The organism is Streptomyces sp. NPDC008137, assembly GCF_042957035.1.
Lineage (GTDB): Bacteria > Actinomycetota > Actinomycetes > Streptomycetales > Streptomycetaceae > Streptomyces.
Genome location: NZ_JBIBHN010000027.1, coordinates 28,155 through 54,514, shown reverse-complemented (window position 1 = coordinate 54,514; position 26,360 = coordinate 28,155). Strand labels below are relative to the sequence as shown.

26 protein-coding genes and 1 tRNA gene are annotated in these 26,360 nt (G+C 71.3%); 13 read left to right on the top strand and 14 right to left on the bottom strand.

Annotated features, from left to right (window positions below; translation table 11 throughout):
* Positions 1–4: 4 nt before the first annotated feature.
* Entirely contained in the window at positions 5–754 is a 750-nt protein-coding gene (locus tag ACFZBT_RS31495) for a UTRA domain-containing protein (protein WP_391110714.1), read from the bottom strand.
* Between the two features lie 98 nt (positions 755–852).
* Between ACFZBT_RS31495 and ACFZBT_RS31490 the strand changes: the two genes are divergently transcribed.
* Both ACFZBT_RS31490 and ACFZBT_RS31485 read left to right on the top strand, forming a co-directional pair.
* Complete coding sequence (locus ACFZBT_RS31490) at positions 853–1,086, top strand: hypothetical protein (protein ID WP_391110710.1); 234 nt, start codon at positions 853–855, stop codon at positions 1,084–1,086.
* 3 nt (positions 1,087–1,089) lie between these two features.
* Entirely contained in the window at positions 1,090–1,482 is a 393-nt protein-coding gene (locus ACFZBT_RS31485; protein WP_391110708.1) for a hypothetical protein, read from the top strand.
* A gap of 241 nt (positions 1,483–1,723) precedes the next feature.
* On the opposite strand, the gene ACFZBT_RS31480 is transcribed toward ACFZBT_RS31485, so the two are convergent.
* The 4 genes from ACFZBT_RS31480 to ACFZBT_RS31465 all read right to left on the bottom strand — a co-directional run bounded on the left by ACFZBT_RS31480 (position 1,724) and on the right by ACFZBT_RS31465 (position 5,981).
* Entirely contained in the window at positions 1,724–1,957 is a 234-nt protein-coding gene (locus ACFZBT_RS31480; RefSeq protein ID WP_391110705.1) for a helix-turn-helix domain-containing protein, read from the bottom strand.
* 518 nt (positions 1,958–2,475) lie between these two features.
* Positions 2,476–2,548 (bottom strand) — tRNA-Arg (locus ACFZBT_RS31475).
* Between the two features lie 90 nt (positions 2,549–2,638).
* Positions 2,639–4,393: an IclR family transcriptional regulator C-terminal domain-containing protein gene (locus tag ACFZBT_RS31470; protein WP_391110702.1), complete on the bottom strand. Its 1,755-nt coding sequence runs from the start codon at positions 4,391–4,393 to the stop codon at positions 2,639–2,641.
* 91 nt (positions 4,394–4,484) lie between these two features.
* Positions 4,485–5,981, bottom strand: a complete 1,497-nt coding sequence (locus tag ACFZBT_RS31465; protein WP_391110699.1) for a M6 family metalloprotease domain-containing protein — start codon at positions 5,979–5,981, stop codon at positions 4,485–4,487.
* Positions 5,982–6,300: 319 nt separating this feature from the next.
* Here ACFZBT_RS31465 and ACFZBT_RS31460 point away from each other — a divergent pair, with 319 nt between their 5' ends.
* Together ACFZBT_RS31460 and ACFZBT_RS31455 are read left to right on the top strand one after the other, a co-directional pair.
* The gene (locus ACFZBT_RS31460) at positions 6,301–6,945 is read left to right on the top strand and encodes a TetR family transcriptional regulator (RefSeq protein ID WP_391110696.1); all 645 of its coding nucleotides are present in this window, start codon (positions 6,301–6,303) and stop codon (positions 6,943–6,945) included.
* Positions 6,946–7,129: 184 nt separating this feature from the next.
* Entirely contained in the window at positions 7,130–8,671 is a 1,542-nt protein-coding gene (locus tag ACFZBT_RS31455; protein ID WP_391110693.1) for a DHA2 family efflux MFS transporter permease subunit, read from the top strand.
* Positions 8,672–8,784: 113 nt separating this feature from the next.
* Here ACFZBT_RS31455 and ACFZBT_RS31450 read toward each other — a convergent pair whose 3' ends face one another.
* Entirely contained in the window at positions 8,785–9,318 is a 534-nt protein-coding gene (locus ACFZBT_RS31450; RefSeq protein WP_391110690.1) for a MarR family transcriptional regulator, read from the bottom strand.
* An 88-nt stretch (positions 9,319–9,406) separates the two neighbouring features.
* Here ACFZBT_RS31450 and ACFZBT_RS31445 point away from each other — a divergent pair, with 88 nt between their 5' ends.
* Positions 9,407–10,192, top strand: a complete 786-nt coding sequence (locus ACFZBT_RS31445) for a dioxygenase (protein WP_391110687.1) — start codon at positions 9,407–9,409, stop codon at positions 10,190–10,192.
* A gap of 38 nt (positions 10,193–10,230) precedes the next feature.
* Here the strand turns inward: ACFZBT_RS31445 and ACFZBT_RS31440 are convergent, their stop codons facing one another.
* Positions 10,231–10,749 carry a GNAT family N-acetyltransferase gene (locus ACFZBT_RS31440; RefSeq protein ID WP_391110685.1) on the bottom strand — a complete coding sequence of 173 codons (519 nt, stop codon included), beginning with the start codon at positions 10,747–10,749 and terminating at the stop codon, positions 10,231–10,233.
* 193 nt (positions 10,750–10,942) lie between these two features.
* Between ACFZBT_RS31440 and ACFZBT_RS31435 the strand changes: the two genes are divergently transcribed.
* Together ACFZBT_RS31435 and ACFZBT_RS31430 are read left to right on the top strand one after the other, a co-directional pair.
* A complete protein-coding gene (locus ACFZBT_RS31435; RefSeq protein WP_391110683.1) occupies positions 10,943–11,941 on the top strand; it encodes a sigma-70 family RNA polymerase sigma factor in 999 nt (332 codons plus the stop codon).
* A 465-nt stretch (positions 11,942–12,406) separates the two neighbouring features.
* Positions 12,407–13,066 (top strand): TetR family transcriptional regulator, encoded by a 660-nt coding sequence (locus ACFZBT_RS31430; protein ID WP_391110680.1) that lies wholly within the window; start codon positions 12,407–12,409, stop codon positions 13,064–13,066.
* Between the two features lie 107 nt (positions 13,067–13,173).
* On the opposite strand, the gene ACFZBT_RS31425 is transcribed toward ACFZBT_RS31430, so the two are convergent.
* Positions 13,174–14,145, bottom strand: coding sequence for a WYL domain-containing protein (locus tag ACFZBT_RS31425; protein ID WP_391110677.1), 972 nt, complete (start codon positions 14,143–14,145; stop codon positions 13,174–13,176).
* Positions 14,146–14,207: 62 nt separating this feature from the next.
* Here ACFZBT_RS31425 and ACFZBT_RS31420 point away from each other — a divergent pair, with 62 nt between their 5' ends.
* The 5 genes from ACFZBT_RS31420 (at position 14,208) to ACFZBT_RS31400 (ending at position 20,081) form a co-directional block, all read left to right on the top strand.
* Entirely contained in the window at positions 14,208–15,716 is a 1,509-nt protein-coding gene (locus ACFZBT_RS31420; RefSeq protein ID WP_391110675.1) for a DHA2 family efflux MFS transporter permease subunit, read from the top strand.
* Between the two features lie 162 nt (positions 15,717–15,878).
* Positions 15,879–16,640, top strand: coding sequence for a DeoR family transcriptional regulator (locus ACFZBT_RS31415; protein ID WP_391110672.1), 762 nt, complete (start codon positions 15,879–15,881; stop codon positions 16,638–16,640).
* Positions 16,637–17,584, top strand: coding sequence for a 1-phosphofructokinase (gene pfkB / locus ACFZBT_RS31410; protein WP_391110669.1), 948 nt, complete (start codon positions 16,637–16,639; stop codon positions 17,582–17,584). The genes ACFZBT_RS31415 and pfkB overlap by 4 nt, the downstream gene beginning before the upstream one ends.
* Before the next feature lie 148 nt (positions 17,585–17,732).
* On the top strand, positions 17,733–19,799 hold the full coding sequence (locus ACFZBT_RS31405; protein ID WP_391110666.1) for a fructose-specific PTS transporter subunit EIIC: 2,067 nt from the start codon (positions 17,733–17,735) through the stop codon (positions 19,797–19,799).
* Between the two features lie 120 nt (positions 19,800–19,919).
* On the top strand, positions 19,920–20,081 hold the full coding sequence (locus ACFZBT_RS31400) for a hypothetical protein (RefSeq protein WP_391110664.1): 162 nt from the start codon (positions 19,920–19,922) through the stop codon (positions 20,079–20,081).
* Positions 20,082–20,098: 17 nt separating this feature from the next.
* On the opposite strand, the gene ACFZBT_RS31395 is transcribed toward ACFZBT_RS31400, so the two are convergent.
* The 4 genes from ACFZBT_RS31395 to ACFZBT_RS31380 form a co-directional block, all read right to left on the bottom strand.
* Positions 20,099–20,845 carry a DUF6227 family protein gene (locus ACFZBT_RS31395; protein ID WP_391110661.1) on the bottom strand — a complete coding sequence of 249 codons (747 nt, stop codon included), beginning with the start codon at positions 20,843–20,845 and terminating at the stop codon, positions 20,099–20,101.
* Between the two features lie 179 nt (positions 20,846–21,024).
* Positions 21,025–22,242 (bottom strand): Ig-like domain-containing protein, encoded by a 1,218-nt coding sequence (locus tag ACFZBT_RS31390; protein ID WP_391110659.1) that lies wholly within the window; start codon positions 22,240–22,242, stop codon positions 21,025–21,027.
* Positions 22,243–22,408: 166 nt separating this feature from the next.
* Positions 22,409–23,449: a P1 family peptidase gene (locus tag ACFZBT_RS31385; protein ID WP_391110657.1), complete on the bottom strand. Its 1,041-nt coding sequence runs from the start codon at positions 23,447–23,449 to the stop codon at positions 22,409–22,411.
* Positions 23,450–23,526: 77 nt separating this feature from the next.
* Positions 23,527–24,756 carry a low temperature requirement protein A gene (locus ACFZBT_RS31380; RefSeq protein ID WP_391110655.1) on the bottom strand — a complete coding sequence of 410 codons (1,230 nt, stop codon included), beginning with the start codon at positions 24,754–24,756 and terminating at the stop codon, positions 23,527–23,529.
* A gap of 56 nt (positions 24,757–24,812) precedes the next feature.
* Here ACFZBT_RS31380 and ACFZBT_RS31375 point away from each other — a divergent pair, with 56 nt between their 5' ends.
* Positions 24,813–24,992 (top strand): hypothetical protein, encoded by a 180-nt coding sequence (locus ACFZBT_RS31375; RefSeq protein ID WP_391110652.1) that lies wholly within the window; start codon positions 24,813–24,815, stop codon positions 24,990–24,992.
* A 10-nt stretch (positions 24,993–25,002) separates the two neighbouring features.
* Here the strand turns inward: ACFZBT_RS31375 and mscL are convergent, their stop codons facing one another.
* Positions 25,003–25,467: a large conductance mechanosensitive channel protein MscL gene (gene mscL / locus ACFZBT_RS31370; RefSeq protein WP_391110649.1), complete on the bottom strand. Its 465-nt coding sequence runs from the start codon at positions 25,465–25,467 to the stop codon at positions 25,003–25,005.
* Between the two features lie 123 nt (positions 25,468–25,590).
* Entirely contained in the window at positions 25,591–26,139 is a 549-nt protein-coding gene (locus tag ACFZBT_RS31365) for a hypothetical protein (protein ID WP_391110647.1), read from the bottom strand.
* Positions 26,140–26,360 lie beyond the last annotated feature (221 nt).

Below are 26,360 nucleotides of genomic sequence, written 5' to 3'. Positions count from 1 at the left end.
AGCCTCAGGGCGTCTGTCCGTAGATGGCCACCCACCGGTCCCCGCGCATCACGACGTCCGCCGTCTCCACCGGGCGGCCGGTGGCCTGGTCGTAGTACGTCCGCTCGACCGCGAGGACCGGCCCGGGCGGCGTCATGCCGAGGGCCTGCGCCTCCTGCCGGGTGGCAAGGCGGGCACGCACCCGCTCGACCGGGTCACCAACCTCGATGCTCAGCACCCGCATTCGCGCGGCCACGCCGACGCCGGCGTACGGCCCGACCTCGGGCAGGGCCACGAGGGACTGCCCGGTGAGGGCGAGCGGCTCCCACGACTCGGCCAGCTGCACGGGCCGCTCGTCGGCGAGGTACACGTACGAGGTGTGCATGACTGGGTCGCCGGGCGTGATGCCGAGCCGGGCGGCCACCGTCTCGGAGGCCTGCTCGGTGGTGGACTCGTGCCGCCACGTCCCCACGCTGCCCTGCTCGGCGGCGCCCTGCGCAAACGGACTGTCCTCGGAGCGGCGGCGGTGCCGGCGGACCAGCAGCTCGGGCGACTCGGGGCCACGGACGTAGTGGCCGACGCCGTGACGACTCACGACCAGGCCGTCATCGACGAGCACCTTGTACGCCCGGCTGGCCACGGAGTTGCTGCCGCCGTACTGCTGGATCAGGTCAGCGACGGATGGGAGGCGGGCCCCGGGCGGGAGTTCGCCGGTCGTAATGAGGGCGCGCAGCTCGTCGGCTACGCGCAGGTACAGCGGCGGCTCGGTGCTCACTGTCCGCCTCCCTTCTGTGTGACCTGCGTGACAGAGTAGTGCTGCTCTCGCTACTCTCGTACGAGAGTCATTCTCTCGCACGAGAGCGGGGATGTGCTGTGCCTATCAGCCTGCGAGCAGCAGCGTTGCGTACCGCGCTGGAACGCGCGCTCCAAGAGCCCGTGCGCCCGCTCGTGGTGAACGGCCGCACGCGCTTCCACGCCACAGCACCAGACCCGGGAGACATAGCCACCTGGCGGGCGCTCATGCCCGCACTCGCCAGCGCGGACCACTGGGGGAGCAGCGACACGACCGACGCTCCCGAGGTCTGGGCCGAGATCCACGAGGGGTAGCAGATGAGCACCACCACCACCGAAGAACCGCACTCGCGGGCCGTAAAGCTGCTCGCGGTGCCCGACCTGGCCACGCTGACCGACGCCCAGGTCGCCGGCCGCGTGTGCGTCTGGGGCAGCGGTGAGGACCCGCTGACCGGGGCGTCGGCCGTCGACCTCGGCGAGCGCCTCACCGAGCTGTCCGGGTCCACATCGCCGATGCGCTGGTTCCCACGGTCCTGCCCACTGCATGCGGGCGAGCGCGCCATGCGGGCCCTCTTCACCCACTGCGAGGAGGACTGCGAGCAGTGCGGCCGGAGGACCGACAAGCGGGCGGGGGACGGGATCACGCAGGAGACCTCGTGCGAGGTCGGCATCGTGCTGCGCCGCCTCGCCTTCCGGAAGGGGCAGTCGTGAAACGCTGCGCGCGCTGCGACAAGCCCCTTCGTGGGGCCGACGACTACACCAAGCACGACATCCCGTCGGCGTCTGGGCCCGGCATCACGATCTACCGGCACAGCAGGCCGTGCAGGCGGACGCCAGCCCCGACTAGCCAGTCCGACGTGCGTCAGTGACCCCCGGTGCCGGTGTGTCGCCGATCGCGCCGGCATCGGTTCCCGAGCGGCCCGTCCCGGAAATCCCCCGCGGGGCGGGCCGCTCACCTGACTAACTCGGCGAGCGGGACTCCGACGGCATCGGCCAGCAGCAGCAAGTCCTCGAGGTCGGGCACGCGTTGCGCGTACTCCCACCGGTGGATGGTGCGGTGGTCGCGGCCGACGCGGTGGCCGAGCTGCATCTGCGTGAGGTTGGCGGCGAGGCGGGCCGCTCGAATGCGCCTGCCGATCTCCCGGCGTCGGGGAAGCACCCAGTCGGGCATCGGGTCAATCGGCACCCGCTAACGCTGTAACGATCTTGCCCTCTTGTCTTTGCCTGGCCAGGCAAATTGCATGATCTTGCTGGGGGAGGGAAACCCGGGATGTGCGCCACCCCCCAACATGGCGGCCCTCGAGGTTGAGGGCCTGGGCGGCGAGGGGCGTCCGCGCGTCCGCCCCGTCCGCCCGCGCTCTGATCCGCTCAGAGCATGCCGCCCCGCCCTGAACTCCAGGGCGGGGCGGTCTACGTTGGACTTGCACGAGGCCCCCGCCGACATACACGGCAGGGGCCTCGGCCTACGTGACCGGCCTCCCCGCCGGTGGCACGCAGGATGTACGCGAGCGCGCGTCTGGCGCACGTGGGGAGACGCCAGCCCTCGCACCAGAACTGTAAACGGATATATGCATGATGCCACTACCCCGTCCGGGTGAATGATCCAATGGGGATGTGGACTCTTTGTGGACTCTGGGCGTGAGAAAGGCCCCCCGTTCGAACGGAACGGGGGGCCTTCAGCTCTCTGACCTGCGGTGCAGTCAGTGCCCCCGGCAGGATTCGAACCTGCGACACCCGCTTTAGGAGAGCGGTGCTCTATCCCCTGAGCTACGAAGGCAGTGGCATCGGACGCAAGCAGCATCGTGCCCGTGGTCTGGGAGGACCACAGGCGTCAGCGTACCGGATACGGGTCGGGTGGGTGTGGGGGTCAGGTCAGGGGGACGTGGGTGAAGCGGGCGGCGGTGTGGAGGTCTGACTCGATGCGGGTGGCTGTGGTCGTGAGTTCGGGGAGGAGGTCCGTCACGCACTCCCGGAGGCTGTGGCGGCTGGCGTGCATCGCGGTGCTCAGGGCGGAGACGACTCTGCCGGAACGGTCGCGGATCGGGACCGCGAGGGAGCGGAGGCCCTCTTCCAGTTCCTCGTCCACCAGGGCGTAGCCCTGGGAGCGGATCGAGGCCAGAGTGTCCGCGGTGGCCTTGGTGGCCCTGTCCGAGAGGAGGACTCGGCCCGGAGCCGTCGCGTACGCCGGGAGGCGGGTGCCCGAGGTGATGTTCACGCTCATGACGCGGCCCGTCGCCACTCTCGCCGTGTACTGGATCTCCTCGCCCGAGTCCGAGAGCACCGCCAGTGACGTCGACTCGTGGATGCGGGACGTCAGGTCGGCGAGGTGGGGGTGGGCGATGTCGGGGAGGGTCGTGCGGGAGAGGGGCGGGAAGCCCAGGGAGAGGACCTGGGGGGTCAGGGCGAAGGTGCGGTCGCCTGTCGATGTCACCAGGTCCAGGTGTTCGTAGGTGATCAGTGCGCGGCGGGCCGTCGCCCGGGCCAGGCCCGTGGCCTGGGCGACCTCCGTGAGTGTCAGCTCCGGCCTGCCCTCGCCGAAGGCCGTGAGGACCGTCAGGCCCCGCGCCAGGGATTCGATGAAGTCACGTCCGAGTTGCTGTTTCGACGCGCCCGTCCACAGCGCCAGGTCCGACGGTGGTGTGCCGGGGGGTGAGGGTGGAGTGCGGTCCAGTTCCCGCTCCATCTGCGTTACCGCCGCCTGCAGTCGCGGCAGCAGGGTGGTGCGCAGGCTGTGTGCCGTGTGGCGGCTGGTGTGGCTGACCACGCTGGCCACGCATGCCGGGCGGCGGTGGTCGCCCACCGTCTGAGGGGAGCGGACCGGTACCGAGACCGCCACCAGGCCCGGTTCGATCAGCTGGTCGTCCAGGGCCCAGCCGTTCGCGGCGGCCTCCCGCGTGCGGCTCACGAACATCTCGTCGTCGCGCGCGTCCGCTCCGTACTTGCGGGGCGGTACGGCCGTGAAGGAGAGGTCCCTCGGGTCCGCCGCCCGGCGTTCGCGCCAGCGTTGCCAGTCGGTGGCCGTCCACTCCGTCGCGAACAGGGGGCCGGGGGCGGTGCGTTCGGCGGGGAGCAGGTCGCCGATGCGGAAGCTCAGGGACATCGCGCGGCGGCGGGTGGCCTGGTGGATGAAGCGGATGCCATCGCGGTCGGCGACCGCCAGGGAGACCGACTCGTCCAGTTCGTCGGCCAGGGCGTCCGCCCGGGAAGCGAGCAGGGCGGGGAGGTGGAGGGCGGCGAGGTAGGCGTTGCCCAGCTCCATCAGGCGGGGGGAGAGGTGTACGTCCCTGCCGTCCACGCGGACGTAGCCCATGCGGGCGAGCGTGGCCGTGATGCGGTCGACCGTGGAGCGGGCGAGGCGGGTGGCCCGTTCCAGGCCGCTCAGGCTCAGTGTGCCGTCCGCCTCGGTCAGCTCCCGCAGCACCGCGATGCCGCGTATGAGTGGGGTGACCGCCTCGTCCGGTGTGGTCGCCCCCGTGGCCGGTGTGGTCCCCTCCCCGGCTGGTGTGGTCCTCTCCTGGGCCGGTGCGGCCGTGCCGCCGTCCTCTGTCGCCGCCCCGGCGTTCTTCACCGGCGCCCCCTTCTCGTCGGCCGAGGGCGCGGACCCCTCAGGGTCGTCGTTCATGGGTGGCTTCGCTGGCATCGGCTCTCCGGTACGGCGGTCGCGGCAGGCCTTACGGTAATCCGGAGTCCGGGACGGGCTCCCTCTGGCGTCGCTACCCCCTCGTCACCCGCACCCGATACCCGCCCTCACCTCCGCCTCCCCCCTCCAGATCCACTCCCGCCACCTCGATCTCCACTCCCCTGCCCGGATCCCTGAACGTCTCCCCGGGCGTGTACGGCGCGTCCGACAGTTCCGCGTGGACGTTGGGCGCGCGGGTGCAGCCGCCGCTGTCGCGGCGGGAGTCGTGGACGGTGACCGGGCCCATGCCCGTGTCCACCCGCGCGTCGACCTTGTAGATCAGGACGCCCGGGCGGCACACGGTCTCGTCGTTGCCCGCGCGGGTGCGCAGTTCCACGGCGTAGCCGGTCGCGCTGTCCAGGGGGAGGACGACCAGCTTGGAGCCGCCGGCGCTGGCCAGCGGGGTCAGGGTGTACTCCGTGGTGCCGGGGGTCGCCACGCAGTGGACCTGCGCCGCGTCGAGCCAGCCCAGCTTCCACTTGTGCCAGCCGAGGAAGTCGTTGTTGGCGCCCCAGTCCTCGCTCATGATGTCCCAGTGGCCGACCGCGCCCCCGCCCTCGGCGGTGTACAGGTCGGGCAGGCCGAAGACGTGGCCGTTCTCGTGGGGGAGTACGCGGTAGCCGTTGCGGTCGTAGGAGCCGGAACCGTCGTCCTGGCGGGAGTAGACGAACGAGGCGTTGGCCACGGGGGTGCCGTCGGCCGTCGGGGCGTCGGGGTTGCCGGCGAAGGTGACGGACAGGACCGTGTCCAGGGCGGAGGGGCCGGCGTTCGGGGTGACCAGCACGTTCACGAGGTCGTACGCGCGGAAGTCCACCTTGGGGTCGGCCGCGGCCACGAGGTCCTGGACCAGTGTGCGGTAGCCGGGGTCGAAGGGGGCACCGCGCTCTATGCCGTACTCGCGGAAGGACTTCGGCATCCGCAGCCACTCCGGGATCGGGGTCTCGGGGCGGTAGTCGAGACGGCCGTAGGAGCTGGTGCGGAACCAGTCGCGGGTCTGCGGGAAGAACTCCCGGAAGCGGTCCAGGGCGTCGCCGTCGCCGGGGGCGTCGGAGAAGTCGATCATCAGGGTGAGGGCGCGGACGGTGCCCGTGGAGCGGGAGTAGCCGTCGGAGGTGGGGATGCCCTCGGACATCTGGACCTCGCGGGCGCCGCGGATCAGGCAGGGGCCGTGCGAGGAGGTGCGGGACAAGGAGACCGGGCCGGCTCCGGCCGTCGTGGCGCCGGCGGTGAGGTGGCCCGTACCGGCGGAGGTGCTGACCGAGAAGGTCAGGACGGTCACGCAGGCCAGGGCGGCCAGACGTCTGCGGGGCGGCCGGGGTATCCGACGGCGAGGCGGTGGCGTACGCCCCCAGCCGGTCTGCTGTGTACGGCCCGAGCCGGTCTGCTGTGTACGGCCCGAGCCGGTCTGCTGCGTACGGCCCGAGCCGGCCTGCTGCGTACGCCCCGAGCCGGCCCGCTGCCTACGGCCCGCTCCGAGCGACCCCGCCGCGCCCGGCCGCCGGGGTCGCTGAGGCTGCGGCTGCGGCTGCATTGCAGGGAACCTCCCGCGCCACGGCAGCCGCCGGTCTCCGACTGCACCCTTTCGCTCACCCTGCGTTGCGGCGGATGGGGGCGCGCGCTGGAGGAGACCGATCGTGGGTTTCCCGCCAGTAGCGCCCCGCCGGAAGCCAGTGGGCCCTTGTGAGCCAGGTCACAAAGAAAAAGTCCGGGTTACGGGAAATACCGGGGACCCAGTCCCCGTTTAGTCATGTGTCAGAGCGAAACGGGGACCCGCTCCCCGGATCGCAAACACCGCACACCGCACACCGCACAGCCTCACCCGCCACACCTCACCCATCCAGGAGTACGCCGTGCAGACCGCCACCCCCGAACAGCGCAAGGCGCCCCGGCCTCGCGCCGACGCCCTGCGCAACCGGGAGCGGATCGTCACCGCCGCCCGGGAGATGTTCGTCGAGCACGGCCCCGAGGTGCCGCTCGACGAGATCGCCCGCCGGGCCGGCGTCGGCAACGCCACGGTGTACCGCAACTTCCCGGACCGCGACGCGCTGGTCCGCGAGGTCGTCTGCTCCGTCATGGACCGTACGGCCGCCGCGGCCGAGCTCGCGCTCGCCGAGACCGGTGACGCGTTCGAGGCGCTGGAGCGCTTCGTGCACGCCGCCGCCGACGAGCGGATCAGCGCGCTGTGCCCGATGGTCTCCAGCACGTTCGACAAGCACCACCCGGATCTGGAAACCGCGCGCGAACGGGTCGAGAGCCAGGTCGCCGAGGTCATGGACCGTGCCCGGGCCGCCGGGCAGCTCCGCTCCGACGTGGGCGTCGGAGACGTCATGATCGCCGTGGCCCAGCTCAGCCGGCCCCCGGCCGGGACGGACTGCTTCCGTGCCGACGCCTTCGTCCACCGCCATCTTCAGCTGTTCCTGGACGGGCTGCGGGCACCCGCTCGCTCCGTACTGCCGGGCACGGCCGTGACCCTGGAGGATCTGCGCCGGCCCTGACCGATTAGTTCAGCGCGTCATCGATAAGTTCAGCGCGTCACCGATTGGTTCGGCGCGTCACCGATTAGTTCAGCGCGTCCCATCCGTCCGACAACAGGACCACAGTCCCTGCGGCCGTCCCCGTAGATGAGCCGTCAGCTCTCGACATCTCTTTCCGTCACGAAGTCCCGAAGTGGGTACCCCCATGTCTGAAACAGCCTCAAAGGCACTCGGCGCACCGGCCGGAGAACCGGACGCCGGCCGCTGGAAAGCGCTCGTCTTCATCGCGCTCGCCCAGCTGATGGTCGTCCTGGACGCCACCATCGTGAACATCGCCCTGCCCTCCGCCCAGCAGGACCTCGGCATCTCCGACGGCAACCGGCAGTGGGTCGTCACGGCCTACGCCCTCGCCTTCGGCGGTCTGCTCCTGTTCGGCGGCCGGATAGCCGACCTGTGGGGCCGCAAGAAGGCGTTCGTCGTCGGGCTCGGCGGCTTCGCCGCGGCCTCCGCGCTCGGCGGCGCGGCCACCAACGAGGCGATGATGTTCGGCGCCCGCGCCCTCCAGGGCGCCTTCGGTGCCCTGCTCGCGCCCGCCGCGCTGTCGCTCCTCGCCGTGATGTTCACCGACGCCAAGGAGCGCGCCAAGGCGTTCGGCATCTACGGCGCGATCGCCGGTGGCGGCGGTGCCGTGGGTCTGATCCTGGGCGGCTTCCTCACCGAGTACCTGGACTGGCGCTGGACATTCTTCGTGAACATCCCGTTCGCCATCGTCGCCGCGGCCGGTGCGTACTTGGTCATCCGTGAGCCGGAGGGCGGCCGCAACCGCTCGCCGCTCGACATCCCCGGCGTGATCCTGTCCACTCTCGGCCTGGTCGCTCTGGTCTACGGCTTCACCCGCGCCGAGTCCGACGGCTGGAGCGACTCCGTGACCGTCGGCATGTTCGTCGCCTCCGCCGTGCTGCTGCTGGCCTTCGTGCTCGTCGAGTCCAAGGTCAAGGCGCCGCTGCTGCCGCTGCGCGTGGTCACCGAGCGCAATCGCGGCGGTGTCTACCTTTCCCTCGGGCTCGCGATCATCGCGATGTTCGGTCTGTTCCTCTTCCTGACCTACTACCTGCAGATCGTGAAGGGGTACTCGCCGGTCAAGACCGGGTTCGCCTTCCTGCCCATGATCGTGGGCATGATCACGGGCTCGACCCAGATCGGCACCCGTCTGATGACCCGGGTCGCGCCGCGCCTGCTGATGGGCCCCGGCTTCCTGGTCGCCGCGCTCGGCATGCTGCTGCTGACCCAGCTGGAGATCGGCTCCTCGTACGCGGCCCTGCTGCTGCCCGCGATGCTGCTGCTCGGCCTCGGCATGGGTACGGCGTTCATGCCGGCCATGTCCCTGGCCACCCAGGGTGTCGAGCCCCGGGACTCCGGTGTCGCCTCCGCGATGGTCAACACCTCGCAGCAGGTGGGCGGCGCGATCGGTACCGCCCTGCTGAACACCATCGCCGCCTCGGCGACGACCTCGTACATCGCCGACCACATCGTGGGGGCGACCAGCCGGTCCCAGCAGCAGCTGGTCCAGCTGGAGGGCATGGTGCGGGGCTACACCAGCGCCATCTGGTTCGCCGTCGGCATCCTCGTCGTGGCCGCCGCGATCGCCCTGACCTTCGTCAACGCGGGCCGTCCGGACAGCTCCACGGTGACCGGCTCGGACTCCGGCGTGGACGACGAGGTGCAGATCCCGGTCGTCGCCCACTGACGGCGGGCGGATCCGGGAGAACCCCTTCGGGCCACCTGAGAAACCCTTCGGGCCACCCGTAGGCGCGAGGAAGGGGACGCCTCGTACCTATGGATTCCAGGACCTGCCCCGGCTCAGCGGAGCCAGGGCAGGTCCGCACCCGCTTCGGTCGGCTGAAGTCCCTCGGCGACGATCCTCATGATCTCGCCGAGGGACTTCTGCTGCTGCGGGGAGAGCCGGTCGAAGACCGCCTGCCGTACGGCCTCCACATGGCCCGGGGCGGTCTGCCGCAGCACCTCGTAGCCCTGGTCCGTGAGCACGGCGAACTGGCCCCGTTTGTCGTCGGGGCAGTCCTCGCGGCGCACCCAGCCGTTCTTCTCCAGACGCGCGATGGCGTGCGAGAGGCGGGAGCGGGTGATCTTCGCCAGCATGGCGAGCTCGGTCATCCGCAGTTGCCGCCGGGGCGCCTCGGCGAGCTTGACCAGAAGGCCGTAGTAGACGTGCGGCATGCCCGCGTCACGCTGGAGCTGACGGTCGAGATGGTCGTCGAGGAGGGTGACGCCCTCCATGAACGAGCGCCAGACGCGCTGCTCCTCGTCGGTGAGCCAGCGCGGTTCGTGGGGTCCTTCGGCGGAGCCCGGTGTCGGTGCGGATGCGGGTGCCTTCATGCCTTCCACTTTACGTGGCCCCTTCTTGAAGATTAAACAAATGGCCCGTACAGTTTTGTCAGGGAACCATTGTGGAGGGAGTCGCAGCATGTCCGCCGCCACCCAGGAGCGCATGCCCGCTCTGTACCTCAGTCACGGCGCCCCGCCGCTGGCCGACGACCCGGTCTGGCCCGGTGAGCTGGCCGCCTGGTCCGCCGGACTGCCGCGCCCCAAGGCGATCCTGATGGTCTCCGCCCACTGGGAGGAGGCCCCGCTCGCCCTCGGCGCCACCGAGACCGTCCCCCTCGTCTACGACTTCTGGGGCTTCCCCGAGCACTACTACCGGGTGAGGTACGAGGCTCCCGGCGCACCGGAGCTCGCCGAGTCGGTACGGAAGCTGCTGCGCGCCCCCGGTGTGCCCGTCCAGGACGTCCCCGACCGCGGCCTCGACCACGGCGCGTACGTCCCGCTGGTCGAGATGTACCCGGAGGCCGACATCCCCGTCCTCCAGGTCTCCATGCCGACGCTCGACCCGGTCAGGCTCATGGAGATCGGCCGCAGGCTCGCCCCGCTGCGGGACGAGGGCGTGCTGATCGTCGGCTCCGGCTTCTTCACCCACAACCTGGCCGCGCTCCGGCAGGGCGGCATCCCCGGCTGGTCGGTGGAGTTCGACGACTGGGGGCGGCGGGCGCTGGAGGCGCGGGACGTGGACGCCCTGCTGGACTTCACGCGCACGTCCCCGGCCGGGCAGCTCGCCCACCCGCGCACCGAGCACTTCGCCCCGCTGTTCGTGACCATGGGCGCGGCTGACGCGGCCGGTGAGCTGGACGCGCAGAAGTCGGTGATCGACGGGTTCTGGATGGGGCTGGCCAAGCGGTCGGTGCAGTTCGGCTGAAACCGGCCTCATGGACGCCGGGGTGCACGCCCCGGGTGTTACAGCGGCTTCTCGTACCAGGCCACGTCCCAGTACCGGCCGAACTTGCGGCCGACCTCCCGGTACGTCCCGACGTACTGGAAGCCGAAGCGCTCGTGCAGCCGCCCGGACGCCTCGTTCGGCTGGGCGATGCCGGCGTAGGCGCGGTGCAGGTCCTCGCCGGACAGGGCCTCGAAGAGGGCCTCGTACAGGAGAGTGCCGACGCCGCGGCGGCCCGCGTGCGGGGCGACGTACACGGTCGTCTCCACCGAGGTGGCATAAGCGGGCTTCTGGCGGTAAGGGCTAGATGTGGCGTAGCCCAGAATCTCCTGTGAGTTGGTGCCCGTGGCAACCAACAGGCGGTGCGGGCCGTCTACTGGATGGGAGAGCAGCCAAGGGCGGCGCTCTTCCGGAGTGAAGATCGCGGTATCGAATGTGATTGCCGTCTCACGTACATAGTGGTTGTAGAGGGCTGTGAGAGCTTCGAGGTCGGCCTCGACTCCCGGTCTGACCTGCACCTCTGTACGTTCTGACGGCATCGTGCCTCCCCAGGTGGGCGGACAGGGTACTGCATGATCAGGAAAATCGTGGGGCGGGTTGGGAATTCTGTCCTGATTCCAGTCGTTGTTTCCATCGGATGCAGGGCACCCGAGGAGAGTCCGGAGAGTCCCGGAGACGGAGTCCAGCGTCCGAAGGACCGCCCGCTGACCTCACCATCGCAAGGGAGCACGCATGGCAACCCGTGCCGTCGCCCGTCGTAAGTCCGCCACCGGCGAGACGGCCGACGCGGCAAGCAGTGTTCGCGCCCATGGCGGCGAGATCGCCGACCGCGACCTGGTCGGCATGTACCTCGACGAAATAGCGCGCACACCACTGCTCGACGCCGCCAAGGAGGTCGAGCTGTCACAGGTCATCGAGGCGGGTGTGTTCGCGCGGCAGGTCCTCGACGGGTTCGAGGAGACCAAGGCCGACGCCACCCGTGACGAACTCGAGGCCCTGATAGCCGACGCGGAGCGGGCCAAGGACATCTTCATCCGCTCCAACCTCCGCCTGGTCGTCGCCGTCGCCCGCCGCTACCCCCGCAGCGGTCTGCCGCTGCTGGACCTGATCCAGGAGGGCAACGCCGGCCTGGTGCGCGCGGTCGAGAAGTTCGACTACCGCAAGGGCTTCAAGTTCTCCACGTACGCGACGTGGTGGATCCGCCAGGCCATCACCCGCTCGATAGCCGACCAGTCCCGCACGATCCGCCTGCCCGTCCACCTGGTGGAGGAGCTCGGCCGGATCCGCCGTGTGCAGCGCGAGTTCAACCGTGAGCACGGCCGGGAACCGGAGCCGGCGGAGATCGCCGCCGAGCTCGGCTCCACGCCGGAGCGTGTCACCGACGTGCTCGACTGGGCCCGCGACCCGGTCTCGCTGAACATGTCGGTGGACGACGAGGGTGAGACCCAGTTCGGCGACCTCCTGGAGGACACCTCCGCGGTGTCGCCCGAGCAGTCGGTGCTCACGCTGCTGCGCAGCGAGGAACTCGACGACCTCATCGGCCGCCTCGACCAGCGCACGGCCTCCATCATCAAGATGCGCTACGGCATCGAGGACGGCCGGGAGCGCACGCTGACCGAGGTCGGCAAGGAGCACGGCCTGACCCGCGAGCGCATCCGGCAGATCGAGAAGCACGCGCTGCTGGAGCTGAAGAAGCTGGCGCGCAGCACCGGCTTCGACGCGGCGGCGTGACGCCCGGTTCGCACCCGGCGTGACGCCCGGTTCGCACCCGGCCGCGTGGTGCGTGGCACCGCGTACGCCGGGTGGCGAAAGACCGCGCAAACATGGCGGTGTATCGCCGCTTAACCCGAAGGACTCGGGGAACAAGACTTCCGGGTCCACCAGTTCGAGGCCCGGGATCACACCCCCTGGGCCCCCGAGACCAAGTCCCGTCGCACTCCCCCCGGCGCCGGGACTCTCCCAAGGCCGGGCTTCGGCGCCCCTCCCCCCGGGCGCCGGGGTCCGGCTCTTCTCGTGCCCGGACCTCGCGCACCGCGGGGTGCCTGAAGCGGTGTGCCTGGAGCGTGCTGCCCGGGGTGGGATGCCTGGGGTGGGATGCCTGGGGTGGGATGCCTGGAGAGCGGGGCACCCCGTACCTGAACCACGGGGTGGCCCGCCAGATGGCAGATTGTGTCACATGGGCATAGCCTGCCGGGCGTGAGCAGCACCACCCCGACCCCGCCCCAGGCATCGCTGACCGAACGGCGGAAGGCCGAGACACGGATGGAGATCGCCCGGGCGGCGGCCGGCCTCTTCGTCCGGCACGGCCTGCGCGCCACCCGCGCGGAGGACATCGCCCAGGCCGCCGGCATCGCCCCGCGCACCTTCTACCGGTACTTCGCCACCAAGGAGGAGGCCGTCGCCCCGCTCTACGCGGCCGGCGCCCAGCGCTGGGTGGCCGCGGTACGCGCCGCTCCGGCCGACGCGAGCGTGCTCCAGGCCCTGGAACAGGGCGTCCGCCACACCCTCACCCCGGGCATCGGCGTCTCGGCGTCCTCCTGGGAGTGGGTGCGCACACTCCTGCGCCTCGCCGAGACGAATCCGTCCCTGCGCCGGGTGTGGGCGGAGGTGTGCCAGACATCGGAACGGATGCTGGGGGAGGTACTGGCGGAACGGGGGAGCGGGACCGGGCCTGGCGACGACAACGTTGCCGCCGCGCCTGGCCTGCGCTTCGCCGCCGCCGTCGCCAGCGCCGCCGTGCGCGCCGCGCTGGAGGCCTGGGCGGAAGGAGACGGCCCGGCGGAGGGCCCGGGGGGACCGGCGGAACTCGCGTCGCGGAATCTGGCGGCGTTGCGGGACTTTCCGTGGGAGGCGTGACGCGGCCGGGTGTCGAACGGATCGTGAGTGGCAGGGGCCATGTCCCGCCGATGGACACCTGAGCGCCAGGGGTGCACGCGTCGCCGGGCGGGACTTGAGAGCCAGGCTCACGCCCCGCCCCCGGCCGCCTTGCTCAACCGTTCCCCCAACTCCCGCACGGCCCGCACCAGTTCCACGGGCTCCCGGACCACGAAGTCGCATTCCAGCATCGCCAGCCGGAACGCCACCCACTGCACCTGGTCGCCCGCGGACCCGCGCAGCCGGCAGCTGCCGTCGTCCAACGGCTCGGGCGTGCCGAGCCACTTCGGTACCCGGGCGGCGATGAAGTCGGCCGGTGCGGCGAAGGTGACCTCGAAGTCGTAGGTCTGCTGCTGCCGTTGCATCGACTGCCGGAGGAACTCCGCAGCGCTTCCCGTCGGCAGCTCGCGCGGCACGAAGCGAGCCCCCGTGGCGAACGGTTCGCTCACCCGGTCGACGCGGAACGTGCGCCAGTCGTCGCGGTCGATGTCGTAGGCGACCAGGTACCAGCGGCGGCCCGTCGAGACCAGCCGGTACGGCTCCGTCAGGCGGCGCGACTCGGTGCCGTCGGCGGCCCGGTAGGCGAACCGCAGCCGCTCGTGCCCGGCGACCGTGGAGGCCATCACGGTCAGTGTCTCGGGTGCGATGCTGGGCCCGTCCCCGCTGGTCAGCGGCATGGTCGCGGCCTGCAGGGTGGTCACGCGGTGGCGCAGCCGCCCCGGCAGCACCTGCTCCAGCTTGGCCAGCGCCCGGACCGAGGCCTCGTCCAGGCCCTCCACCGCGTGCCCGGCCCCGGCGCGCAGCCCGACCGCGATGGCCACGGCCTCCTCGTCGTCGAGCACGAGCGGTGGCATGGCCTTGCCGGCGACCAGCCGGTAGCCGCCGTCGGAACCCTTGGTCGCCTGCACGGGATAGCCCAGTTCGCGCAGCCGGTCGATGTCCCGCCGGACCGTGCGGCGGGAGACCCCGAGCCGTCCGGCCAGCTCGCCGCCGGGCCATTCGCGGGGTGTCTGGAGGAGGGAGAGGAGCGTGAGCAGCCGGGCCGGTGTGTCCGTCGTCATACCGACGAGGATGCCGTACGACTAGGTCACGATCTGACCTAATGACCCCCTAGTTTCGATACATGACCTCCACCGACACCACGCTCGGCACCACGGGCGGCGGCGGGACCGACCGCCGCCGCTGGTTCGCCCTCGCCATTGTGATGACCGCCGCCTTCATGGACCTCGTCGACGTCACGATCGTCAACATCGCCATCCCGTCGATCCGGCGGGAGTCGGGCGCGTCCTTCAGCGAGATCCAGTGGATCACCGCCGGATACGCCCTGGCCTTCGCCGCCGGGCTGATCACCGGCGGACGGCTCGGCGACATCCACGGCCGCAAGCGGATCTTCCTCGTCGGCATCGGCGGCTTCACCGTCGCCTCCGCGCTGTGCGGCCTCGCGGTGAACCCGGAGATGCTGGTGGCCTCGCGGTTCCTGCAGGGCGGCATGGCCGCGCTGATGGTGCCTCAGGTGCTGTCGATCGTGCACGCGACCTTCCCGGCGCACGAACGGGGCAAGGTGTTCGGGCTCTTCGGCGCGGTCGTCGGTCTCGGGGCCGTGTCCGGTCCGCTGCTCGGCGCGCTGCTGACGGAGTGGAACCTGTTCGGGTGGGAATGGCGCTCGATCTTCCTGATCAACCTGCCCGTGGGTGTCGCGGGCCTGATCCTCGGCAGCCGCTTCATCACCGAGTCCAAGGCGCCGAAGGCCCTGAAGCTGGACCTGGTGGGCGTCGCGCTTGTGACGCTGGGCCTGCTGATGCTGCTCTACCCGCTCATCCGCGGCCGGGAGCTGGGCTGGCCGCTGTGGGGGTACGTCTCGATGGCCGGCTCGCTCGTCGTCCTCGCGGCGCTGGTGGCGTACGAGAGGCGCAAGAGCGCGCGGGACGGCTCCCCGCTGGTCGAGCTTTCGCTGTTCCGGGTCAAGAGCTTCGCGGCCGGGATCGCCGTGCAGACCGTCTTCGGAGTCGCGCTCGGCATCTTCTTCCTGGTGTGGACGCTGTACATGCAGTTCGGGCTGGGCTGGAGCCCGCTCAAGGCCGGGCTGACCGGGGTGCCGTTCTCCATCGCGGTGTCCGTGGCCGCCGGGATGTCGGTGCAGAAGCTGGTCCCGCGCTTCGGGCGCAAGGTGCTCCAGGCGGGCGCGCTGGTGATGGGGGCCGGGGTGCTGCTCTACATCTGGGAGTCCGGGCACTACGGCCTGGCCATCACCTCCTGGCAGATGGCGCTCCCGCTGGTTGTGATGGGCGTCGGCATGGGGTTGATCGTCGCGCCGCTGACCGACGCGATCCTCTCCGAGGTGCCGCGCGAGCACTCCGGCTCGGCCTCCGGCCTCATCAACACCGTGCAGCAGATGGGCAACGCGCTCGGGCTCGGGCTGGTGTCGGTCGTGTTCTTCGGCTCGATCAGCGACCACCTGAGCCGGGATCAGGTGGGCCCGGCCTTCGCCGACGCCTTCGAGAACGCGCTCGGCTGGGTGGCCGCGGTGATGGCCGTCATCTTCCTGCTGATGTTCGCGCTGCCGAAGCGGCCGGCGCAGCACGTGGAGGGCGAGTCGCTGCCGGTGGAGGGGAAGGAACCGGCGCTGGTCTGACGCAGCTGAAAGCAGGAGCGGGCCCGGCACCTCACAGGGTGCCGGGCCTGTTTCTGTTTCCGATCATGCCCGATTGGGCCCGAACCTGTTTACTTCCCAGAAATCTCGGCGTAGCCTCCCGCTGAAACCACACGTTCGGGCATGAGGCGGAGGCGAACAGACATGTACGCACCGGAGCGGCAGCAGGAGATCCTCCGGCTCGCCCGTGACGGCGGCCGAGTGGATGTCGTGTCGCTGGCCGAGGAGTTCCAGGTGACGGCGGAGACGATCCGCCGGGATCTGACGGCCCTCGACCGGGCCGGTCTGGTCCGCCGGGTGCACGGCGGGGCCATCCCGGTCGGGCGTCTCGACTTCGAGCCGGACCTCGCCGAGCGCGAGACCGCGGCGGCCGACGAGAAGGACCGCATCGCCAAGGCGGCCCTCGCGGAACTGCCGACCGAGGGCACCATGATCCTCGACGCCGGTACGACGGTGGCCAAGATGGCCGCGGCCCTCCCGCTGGAGGCCTCCCTCACCGTCGTCACGCACAGCCTGCCCATCGCGGCCCGCCTCGCCGACCACCCCGGCATCCAGCTCCACCTCATCGGAGGGCGCGTCCGGCACCGCACGCGCGCCGCCGTGGACGCCTGGGCGCTCAGGGCGTACGGCGAGATCCGCGCCGACGTGCTGTTCGTGGCCGCCAACGGCTTCTCCGCCGAACACGGTCTGACCACCCCCGACCTCGCCGAGGCCGCCGTGAAGCGCGCGGCCGTGGCAGCCGCCCGCCGGGTGGTCCTGATCGCCGACTCCTCCAAGCACGGCCAGGAGCACTTCGCCCGCTTCGGCGACCTGAGCGATGTGGACCTGCTGATCACCGACAGCGGGCTGAGCCCCGAAGACACCGTCGCCATCGAGCGCGGCGGCACGGAAGTAGTGCGCGCATGATCCTCACCGTCACCCCCAACCCGTCACTGGACCGCACCTACGAGGTGCCGTCCCTCGACCGCGGCGAGGTCATCCGCGCCACCGGCGAGCGGATGGACCCGGGCGGCAAGGGCGTGAACGTCTCGCGCGCGGTCGCCGCGGCCGGACAGCGCACCGTGGCGGTCCTGCCGCTCGGCGGCGCCCCGGGCGCGCTCGTCGCCGACCTGCTCGACAAGCAGGGCATCGAGGTCGCGCCGGTCCCCGTTGCCGGGGCCACCCGCTCCAACATCGCCCTCGCCGAGGCCGACGGGGTCCTGACGAAGATCAACGCACCGGGTCCGGAACTGTCCGAGGCCGAGCGGGAACTGCTCCTGGAGACCGTACGGCAGCAGTCCGGCGACGCCGCCTGGATCGCCTGCTGCGGCAGCCTCCCGCGCGGCCTCGCCCCCTCCTGGTACGCCGAGCTGGTCGCCCGCACCCACGCCGCCGGTGCCCGGATCGCCCTGGACACCTCCGGGCCCGCGCTGCTGGAGGCGCTCCGCGAGCGGCCCGACGTGGTCAAGCCGAACGCCGAGGAGCTCGCCGGAGCCGTCGGCCGCCCCCTGGCCACCGTCGGCGACGCCGTGAAGGCGGCCGAGGAACTGCGCGCGATGGGCGCCCGGGCCGTCCTCGCCAGCCTCGGCGCCGACGGGCAGCTGCTGGTGTCCGACGAGGGCGCCTGGTTCGGCAGCGCCCGGGTGTCCGCGGTGCGCAGCAACGTCGGCGCCGGTGACTCCTCCCTCGCCGGCTTCCTGATCGCCGGCGGCAGCGGCCCCGAGGCCCTCGCCTCCGCGGTCGCCCATGGCGCGGCCGCCGTCCAGCTGCCCGGCAGTGTCATGCCGACGCCGGGCGACCTGGACCCGGCGGCGGTGACGGTCACGGCGGAGGTCCCCGCGGACCGTGTGCTGAAGGAGCCGGTGTCATGACGTACTTCGAGCCGCACGAACCGGACCCCGAGCGGCGGGCCTCCCCGTTACTCCCCGCCGCCACCCTCGTCACCCCCCACCGCAGCACCCCCGTCCCTTCCCCCGCCCACCCCACGCACCGGGCGATACGCGAGCTAAGGAGCCCGCGATGAGCGACATGATCACCGCGGACCTGGTCGATCTCGACCTGTCCGCCGACACCAAGGAAGCGGCGGCGCGTGCCCTCGCCGAGCGCATGGTGGCCCTGGGCCGGGTGACCGACCTGGACGGCTTCCTCGCCGACGTGGCCGCCCGCGAGGCCCAGATGCCCACCGGCCTCGACGGCGGCATCGGCATCCCGCACTGCCGCAGCGAGCACGTCACCGAGCCGACGCTCGCCTTCGGGCGCAGCTCCGACGGCATCGACTTCGGCGCGACGGACGGCCCCGCCGACCTGATCTTCCTGATCGCCGCGCCGGCCGGTGCCGACGACGCCCATCTGACGATCCTGTCGTCGCTGGCCCGGCAGCTGATGAACACGGAGTTCACCGACGCGCTGCGCTCGGTGGGCGACGCGGCGGCCGCGGCGGCGCTGATCCGGGGCGACGAGCCCGACGCCGCCGAGCCTGCCGCGGCAGCGGGTTCCGAAGACACCGTGGCGTCGGCGGGAGCGGCCTCTCCCGCCGCCGCCACGGTCACCGGCGACTCCGGGGCCGAGGGCGCCCCCGCCTCCGAGGAGCGTCCGTTCCGCATCGTCGCCGTCACCTCCTGTCCCACCGGCATCGCCCACACCTACATGGCTGCCGAGTCGCTGGAGAACGCCGGCCGTGAGGCGGGCGTCGAGGTCACCGTCGAGACGCAGGGCTCGGCCGGTTTCACCCGGCTCGACCCGGCGGTCATCGCGGCGGCGGACGGCGTGATCTTCGCCCATGACGTCTCCGTACGGGAGAAGGACCGCTTCGCCGGCAAGCCGACCGTCGACGTCGGGGTGAAGGCGGGCATCAACCGCCCCGCCGAACTCATCGCCGAGGTCCGCGAGAAGGCCGCGCGTGGCGAGGTCACCTCCGGCTCCCCGGGCGCCACGCCCGTCGAGCGCACCGGCGACTCCGGCGAGGGCTACGGCACCAAGCTGCGCAAGTGGCTGATGTCCGGCGTCAGTTACATGGTCCCGTTCGTCGCGGCGGGCGGTCTGCTGATCGCCCTCGGCTTCGCGATCGGCGGCTACGAGGTCAACAAGGCCCCGTCGGTGATGGACCACTTCCTGTGGACGCAGGCCGACAGCTGGGCGGCCCTGCTCTTCCAGATCGGCGGCGTCGCCTTCGGCTTCCTCGTCCCGGTCCTGGCCGGCTACATCGCCTACGGCATGGCCGACCGGCCCGGACTGGTGCCCGGCTTCGTCGGCGGCTCGATCGCACTGACCATCAACGCCGGGTTCCTCGGCGGCCTCGCGGCCGGTCTGATCGCCGGTGGCGTGGTCATCGCGATCCAGAAGGTGAACATCCCGGCGGCGCTGCGCGGCATCATGCCGGTGGTGGTGATCCCGCTGATCTCCTCGGCGATCGTCGGGTTCCTGATGTTCGTCGTCATCGGCAAGCCCATCGCCGAGGCGCAGAAGGGCATGACCGACTGGCTGAACGGCCTGTCCGGCGCCAACGCCATCCTGCTCGGCACCCTCCTCGGCCTGATGATGTGCTTCGACCTCGGCGGCCCCGTCAACAAGGTCGCCTACACCTTCGCCACGGCCGGTATCGCGGTCTCCGACCCCAGCGACTCCGCGATGAAGATCATGGCGGCGGTCATGGCGGCCGGCATGGTGCCCCCGCTGGCGATGGCCCTGGCCACGACCGTGCGCGGAAAGCTCTTCAACGCGACCGAGCGCGAGAACGGCAAGGCCGCCTGGGTCCTCGGAGCCTCCTTCATCTCCGAGGGCGCGATCCCGTTCGCGGCGGCCGACCCGCTGCGCGTCATCCCGGCCTCCATGGCGGGCGGCGCGATCACCGGCGCCCTGTCGATGGCCTTCGGCGCCACCCTGCGCGCCCCGCACGGCGGCATCTTCGTGGTCCCGCTGATCGGCAACCCGCTGCTCTACCTGGTCGCCATCGCCGCGGGCGTCTGCGTCACGACGGCCCTGGTGATCGTCCTGAAGGGCATGCGCAAGCAGGCTCCCGGGGCCACGGCACCCGGCGAGGGCACCGCGGCCCCGGCGGCGGAGCAGAAGCAGCCGGTGGCGGCGTAAGGCACCCGCCCGCGGTTCGCCCCTTTCGGGGCGTGTGAGCCGTTCACGCCACCTGCGAGATAGATCACGAAAATCACGGCCCGGGACCGAAGTCCCGGGCCGTGGTGTCTACTGGATCGCATGCCTGAGCACGTCTCCGGGTGGCCCGAAGGCCACTCCCTCCCCGCTCTCCCGCAACAGCGGCAGACAGGCCCCCGGTCGGAGTCCGTGGAGCTGACCACGCAGGAGAGAGACGCCTTCACCGAGCTGGTGCGCCAGTTGGACGGAGACCCGGGCGTCTAGGAGGCCCGCCACGGCGCCTACGACAGCTGTGCCGCCCGCCGCTCCATCGCCTCACGCGCCGCCTCCTCGCTGACGTACACCTCACACATGTGCCGCCCGTCCGGTGTCGCCGTGTGCTCGACCTCCCAGAGGGAGAGCTCCTCGCCGTCACGCAGCAGGAACGCGTGCTCGTAGAGCGAGAAGCACAGCCCCGCCCGGCCCGCGCGGCAAGGGCGGCCGAAGGCCTGGGTGATCCGGTGGCCGGACGCCGTGGCCAGCAGGGCCGCCGTGTCCTCGCCCGGCCGGTCCGGGTTCTCCGCCCGGCGCAGTAAACGGCGCACGTGGTCCGCCGAGTCGTCGCCGGCAAAGGCGTGCCGGGGCGCGGGGACCGGTGACAGCTGCACCGTCACCGGCAGTTCGAAGTCGGGCGTGTCCGGCGGCAGCGGCAGACGTGCGGTCGCGGCCCGCAGCTCCTCCTCGTCCACATAGACCTCGTGCTGCGGTTCGCTGCCCAGGGCGGTGTTGTGGACGAGCTCCCAGAGGGTGAGCGCCGAACCGTCCGCGAGCAGCCAGGTGTGCCGGTACGTCTCCCGGTGCAGGCCCGAGCTGTGGTGCGCGGAGTGCAGCGAACTGTCGTGCGCCAGGGCGCAGTCCAGCCGCCTTATCGTCTCGTCCGGGAGCTCGAAGGAGTTCAGGGCGCGGCCGAGGAGTCGCGCGAGGTGCTCCTCCGGAGACTCGGGCGAGTCGTGGGGTTCGTACGCTGCCGTCTCGTACGGAACGCTCAAGGTTTCTCCCGGCGTTGCTGCATGTCACCTTGTGGGTGCATACCGTAGCCCCTCGGTCGGACATCATGTCCGGGAACCGAGAAAACGTACGTCCGGGAAAACGCGCGGGCCGCGCGAAAAGTTCCCGCGCGGCCCGGTCGGCCTGTCAAAAACCCCAGTTGGAGCGGATGTTCAGTCGATCAGGCCGCGCTGCCCGCGACCCACTGGCTCCAGTCCATGTTCCAGCCGTTGAGCCCGTTGTCCGGGGACACGGTCTTGTCGGGCGAGTTCTTCACGATCACCACGTCGCCGATGAGCGAGTTGTCGTAGAACCACTTGGAGGGCGTGTTGCCCCCGGCGCCCTGGACGTCCGCGAGACCGACGCAGCCGTGGCTGGTGCCCTGGCGTCCGAAGGGCGGATTGCCCTTGTTGTACCAGTAGTTGCCGTGGATGAACGTGCCGGACGTCGTCAGGCGCATCGCGTGCGGCACGTCCGGGATGTCGTACTCGCCGCCGAGGCCGACCGTCCGGCTGTTCATCCGGGTCTGTGTGAACTTCTCCGAGATCACCATCTGCCCGTTGTACGTGGTGTGCTCCGGGCTGCCCGCCGAGATCGGGATCGTCTTGATGGTCTTGCCGTCCCGGACCACCGTCATGGTCTGCGTGTTGACGTCGACCGTGGAGACCTGCGAGCGCCCGACGGTGAAGGTGACCGTCTTCTTCTGCACGCCGTAGACGCCCTTCGCGCCCTCCACCCCGTCCAGGTCGATCTTCATCGTGACCTTGGAGCCGGCCTTCCAGTACTCCTCGGGCCGGAAGTCGAGCCGCTGCCCGTTGAACCAGTGCCCGACCACCTGCTGCCCGCTGCTGGAGGTGACCGTGATGCGCGACTGCACGGCCTTCCGCTCGGTGATGGCCTTGTCGAAGGTGAACGACACCGGCATGCCCGCGCCGACCGTCGTGCCGTTGTCCGGCGTGTACGTCCCGATGAAGCTGTTCGACGACGACACCGTCGTGAAGATCGAGTTGGCCGCGGCGGTCCGGCCGTCCGAGTCCTTCGCGGTAGCCGATATCTGGTACTTCGTCCCGCGCTCCAGCTGCTCCTTCGGCTTCCACGCCTTGCCGTCGGAGGAGATCGAGCCCGGCACGGCCTGACCGTCGCCCGCCACCGTCATCTTCACGTCGGTCAGCTTCCCGTCGCTGACCTTCACGCCGGTCGAGTTGATGGACGCGCCCGTCGAACCGTCCTTCGCCGAGATGGCTATCTTCGCGACGGACGTGTTGCCCGTGCCCTTGCCGCCCTTGGCGTCGTCATCGGCGTTGGCGCTGCCACCGCAGGCGGTGAGCGTCAGGGCACCGACCAGCAGGGCGGCACAGGCCCCCAGTGTGCGCCGCGCGGCAATGTCCGGCGTTGTCACGGGCTGCTCCCAGTTCGTGTGATGTGAGTGATCCGCTCCAGTACGTGGAGGAAGAGGGCCCGGGCGGCCGTTCGGGTTGCGTCCGACCGCCGGCAACGACATCACCGTTACATGGCCGCGACAATGTCCGGCGTCGCTGTGGAGCCGCTGTGCGCCGACCGGCCGCTCAACGGCCGCCGTACAACTCCCCGTACGACGGCCACGCCCCGCCCGGGCCGTCGACCGACTCGGCGGCGCGCACCGCCCGCACGATCGCCCGGGTAACCACATCGGCGCCCGCCGCGAGGACCTCGTTGAGGGCGAGGGGGTCCGCGGCGTCCAGGGCGCGGTCTCCCGTCGCCAGCGTGAACACCGTGTCCCCGTCGTGGAGGAGGTGCACCGGCCGCACCGCACGGGCGATGCCGTCGTGAGCCGTGCCGGCCAGCTTCTGCGCCTGTGCCTTCGACAGGTCCGCGTCCGTGGCCACGACCGCCAGCGTGGTGTTGAGCGGCGGAGGCGCGCTCCTCGCGGCCGTCTCGGCCAGGCGCCGCCGCGCGGCTTCATGAACCTCCGCGTCCGGGTACTCCACCCGCCCCTGGAACAACTCCCCGTACAGCACCCCCGTTTCCGGATCCACCGTCGACCCCGCCGCGTTCGCCACCACCAGCGCGGCCACCGTGACACCCGAGCCGAGCACGGTGCTCGCGCTGCCGATGCCGCCCTTCACCACCCCGGTCACCGCCCCCGTGCCGGCGCCCACACAGCCCTGGACCACTCGCGCGCCGGGCTCGCTCGCCGCAGCCGCCTCGACCGCGGCCCGGCCGGTGGCCGCGTCCGGCCTGGCCCGGAAGTCCCCGCCCCGACCCAGATCGAAGACACAGGCGGCGGGCACCACCGGCACGACCTGCGCCGGGTCCGCCCCGACCCGGATCCCGCGCCCCCGTTCCTCCAGCCAGGCCATCACCCCCGAGGCCGCGTCCAGGCCGTACGCGCTGCCGCCGGTCAGCACGATCGCCTCGACCTTCCGCACCACGTTGCGCGGATCGAGCGCGTCCGTCTCCTTGGTCCCGGGGCCACCGCCCCGCACGTCCACGGCGGCCACGGCCCCGCCCTCCGGGGCGAGCACGACCGTGGTGCCGGTGAGCCAGCCGTCGCCGGCGCGGGTCGCGTGCCCCACGCGCAGGCCGGAGACATCCGTCAGAGCGTCCACCGACGCGTCAACTGTCATGGCGCCCAGTGTTGTCCAGTCGTCGGCCGTCGCGGGCGTACCGGGCGTCGCCGGGCCGGTCGGCGCCGACGGCGCCGTCAGGCCGGCCGGTTCGACGGGGCGTGGGCCCGCGCCGGGCGCGCGGCCAGCGCCTCTCCCGCCGCCACCGACAGCGCGCAGACCACACCCGCCGCGAGCACCGCCCAGTCACCCAGGAACGTGCAGCAGATCACCAGCAGAGCCGTCATCGGCAGCACCAGCTGCTGGGTGATGCCCGCCTTGAAGTGACGCGAGTGCAGGGCCCACACGGTCAGCAGATACAGGGCCGTCGGCAGGGTCACGGCTGCCGACGCCGCGAGCGTGGAGATGTGCGCCTTGCCGACCGTCTGCTCCACCGCCACCTCCAGCCCGGCCCCGATCGCGGCCGCCGAGGCGAAGACCACGTAGTGGCCGTAGCCCCACAGGAACGCCTGCCGGTTGGACCGCAGATGGCCGTGGATGGGCACCACGAAGTAGATCCACCACGCGGCGAAGATGAGCAGCAGCCCACCCGACGCGATGGGGAGGAGCTCGCCCAGCGAGTCGTTCTCGTCGACGCCGGACTTCACGGCGATGGTGGCCGCGGCGATCGTCTCGCCGAGCACGATGATGGTGAACAGCCCGTAGCGCTCCGCGATATGGCGGGGATGCCAGGCCGTGGGACGGCCCCGCTCCGCGAAGAGCGGCACGCACATCTCCAGCAGCGCCATCACCAGGAACCACCAGGGCCGGGCGCCCTCGGGCAGGAGCACCAGACCCAGCCAGCCGACCTGGCACAGCAGCACCCCGCCGGCGTAGCGCAGGGCCGTCGTCCGCTCCGGGCCCTCGGCGGCCCGGGCCGCCCGCAGCCACTGCGTCGCCAGGGCCAGCCGCATGATCACGTAGCCCAGCCAGACCACGAGGTAGTCGTGTTCCTCGAACGCCTGCGAGACCCCCGCAGCGAGGACCAGCACACCCGCGATCTGCACCAGCGTGACGACCCGGTACAGCACGTCGTCGTTGTCGTACGCCGAGGCGAACCACGAGAAGTTCATCCACGCCCACCACACGGCGAAGAACACCATCGCGTAGTCGAGGATCCCCTCGCCGGCATGGCCCTCGGCGACGGAGTGCACCAGCTGGATGCCCGCCTGGGCGACGGCCACGACGAAGCACAGGTCGAAGAAGAGCTCCAGCGGCGTGGCCGTCCGATGCGCCTCGTCGCGTCCGCGGGCCCTGAGCCTGCGCAGCGGTCCCCGGTCGCCGGACGCGCCGGAGGGGACGGGCGGGGGAGTGGGGCTGGACGTCATGATTCCCAGCACAGCAGAAGGCGCGGGGATTTTCTCCGCGACCGTACCCTGGACGCATGAGTAGCGCCCCCGATCCCGAGCCGCCCGCGCCGAAGCCCGCGCTGGTCTTCGACGACCCGCTCGACCAGCAGTCCTCCGACGACACCGACCGCGGCTGGGGCGAGCGCACGGACTCCGGCGGCGGCGCGGCCGACCTCAAGCGCTTCCTCGACGAGAAGCCGCCCCACCACATCTGAGCCGTCGGCGCTACCGCTCCTGCTGGTCGTGCCCCGTGCCGCGCTGTGCGACCAGCGCGTCCCGGATCTCCTTCAGCACCTCCAGCTCGGTCACCTCGATGATCTCCTGCGTGCCCTCCTTCGCCTTGCGGCGGGCCTCCTGGCGGGCCAGGTACTTCGCCATGGGCAGGACCATCAGGAAGTAGACGACAGCGGCCGTGATCACGAAGCTCAGGGTGGCGCCGAGGACGGAGCCCCACGCGATCTGGATGCCCTCCTCGCCCTTGCACGTCGAGCTCAGGCAGGAGCTGTAGTGGTCGAGGTTCTTCGTCCCGATGGCCCCGACGACCGGGTTGATGATCCCCTTGACCACGGCGTTGACGATGTTCGTGAACGCGGCGCCGATCACCACCGCCACAGCCAGATCGACGACGTTCCCGCGCATCAGGAAGGCCTTGAAGCCCTCCCAGAGGCTCGGTTCCTTCTTCTCGCTCACCTCGGGGCCTTTCCTCGCACGAGCAGCTTATGGAACAAAACGCTCCGCAACCTACGTCACGATTGAGCCGAACCGAGTAGCTGGGTCCCTCGAACGAGGGCCTTGACGCGATCATGCACAGCATCACCACAAGGTCACCGCCAACCGCGCCGTCGCGCTCGCCCCGGCCAGCCGGGCGGCGGTGGCACGCGGCACCGAGAGCACGATCAGCGCCCCGCCGTCGGTAGCGCCCTCCAGAGGCTCCGGCACCTTCGTCACCCTGGCCCCGCGCGCGACCACACGGGCGTCGCCGCCCGACACCGTCCCCTCGGCGGCGATGACGTCGACCCGGTCGCCCGGCCGCAGCAGCCGTACCGTCGCCGCGTCGGCGATCCGAATCGGAGCTGTCACCGGCCCCGCGGCACCCGCTCCGGCCGCACCCGCTCCCACGGCACCGCGCGTCCCCGCGGACCGCTCCCCGGACATCGAGGCCGTGTGCGCGGGAGACTGCCCCCGGGGCTGACCACGGGCCCCGTCACCCTCACCCGGGCCCGCCGCCACCAGCGCGGTCGCGGTGACCGCGAGCCCGACGGCCAAGGCCCGCCGCCGGTGCCGCCCGAGCCGGCCCGACCGGTACCGGCCCCCGCGCACCCGCACGGGATCAAAGCGCGGCACCTCACGCGTCGCGGGCACCTCGGGGCCGGGCGGGAGGGCGGCGGGGGAGCCACCGAAAGAAGAAGACGTGCCGAAAGAAGAAGACGTGTTGAAGGAAGAAGACGAGAGCGGAGCAAGGGACACGGGAACCACCACCTGCGACGAGGACCGGCTTGCGCTCCCCACGATGAGGCTTCCCGCCGCCGCCCGCTGAGGCCTGTGGACCCGCCCTCAGCCTGTGGACAACTCCCTCACCCGAA

Excerpts from the sequence above, each read along its gene's own strand:
- ACFZBT_RS31380 (WP_391110655.1), bottom strand. The coding sequence starts at position 24,756 with ATGACGTCCAGCCCCACTCCCCCGCCCGTCCCCTCCGGCGCGTCCGGC.
- ACFZBT_RS31375 (WP_391110652.1), top strand. The coding sequence starts at position 24,813 with ATGAGTAGCGCCCCCGATCCCGAGCCGCCCGCGCCGAAGCCCGCGCTG.
- ACFZBT_RS31405 (WP_391110666.1), top strand. The coding sequence starts at position 17,733 with ATGAGCGACATGATCACCGCGGACCTGGTCGATCTCGACCTGTCCGCC.
- ACFZBT_RS31435 (WP_391110683.1), top strand. The coding sequence starts at position 10,943 with ATGGCAACCCGTGCCGTCGCCCGTCGTAAGTCCGCCACCGGCGAGACG.
- ACFZBT_RS31440 (WP_391110685.1), bottom strand. The coding sequence starts at position 10,749 with ATGCCGTCAGAACGTACAGAGGTGCAGGTCAGACCGGGAGTCGAGGCC.
- ACFZBT_RS31470 (WP_391110702.1), bottom strand. The coding sequence starts at position 4,393 with ATGAACGACGACCCTGAGGGGTCCGCGCCCTCGGCCGACGAGAAGGGG.
- ACFZBT_RS31400 (WP_391110664.1), top strand. The coding sequence starts at position 19,920 with ATGCCTGAGCACGTCTCCGGGTGGCCCGAAGGCCACTCCCTCCCCGCT.
- ACFZBT_RS31465 (WP_391110699.1), bottom strand. The coding sequence starts at position 5,981 with ATGCAGCCGCAGCCGCAGCCTCAGCGACCCCGGCGGCCGGGCGCGGCG.
- ACFZBT_RS31385 (WP_391110657.1), bottom strand. The coding sequence starts at position 23,449 with ATGACAGTTGACGCGTCGGTGGACGCTCTGACGGATGTCTCCGGCCTG.
- ACFZBT_RS31485 (WP_391110708.1), top strand. The coding sequence starts at position 1,090 with ATGAGCACCACCACCACCGAAGAACCGCACTCGCGGGCCGTAAAGCTG.
- ACFZBT_RS31455 (WP_391110693.1), top strand. The coding sequence starts at position 7,130 with ATGTCTGAAACAGCCTCAAAGGCACTCGGCGCACCGGCCGGAGAACCG.
- ACFZBT_RS31420 (WP_391110675.1), top strand. The coding sequence starts at position 14,208 with ATGACCTCCACCGACACCACGCTCGGCACCACGGGCGGCGGCGGGACC.
- ACFZBT_RS31450 (WP_391110690.1), bottom strand. The coding sequence starts at position 9,318 with ATGAAGGCACCCGCATCCGCACCGACACCGGGCTCCGCCGAAGGACCC.
- ACFZBT_RS31445 (WP_391110687.1), top strand. The coding sequence starts at position 9,407 with ATGTCCGCCGCCACCCAGGAGCGCATGCCCGCTCTGTACCTCAGTCAC.
- pfkB (WP_391110669.1), top strand. The coding sequence starts at position 16,637 with ATGATCCTCACCGTCACCCCCAACCCGTCACTGGACCGCACCTACGAG.
- ACFZBT_RS31415 (WP_391110672.1), top strand. The coding sequence starts at position 15,879 with ATGTACGCACCGGAGCGGCAGCAGGAGATCCTCCGGCTCGCCCGTGAC.
- ACFZBT_RS31425 (WP_391110677.1), bottom strand. The coding sequence starts at position 14,145 with ATGACGACGGACACACCGGCCCGGCTGCTCACGCTCCTCTCCCTCCTC.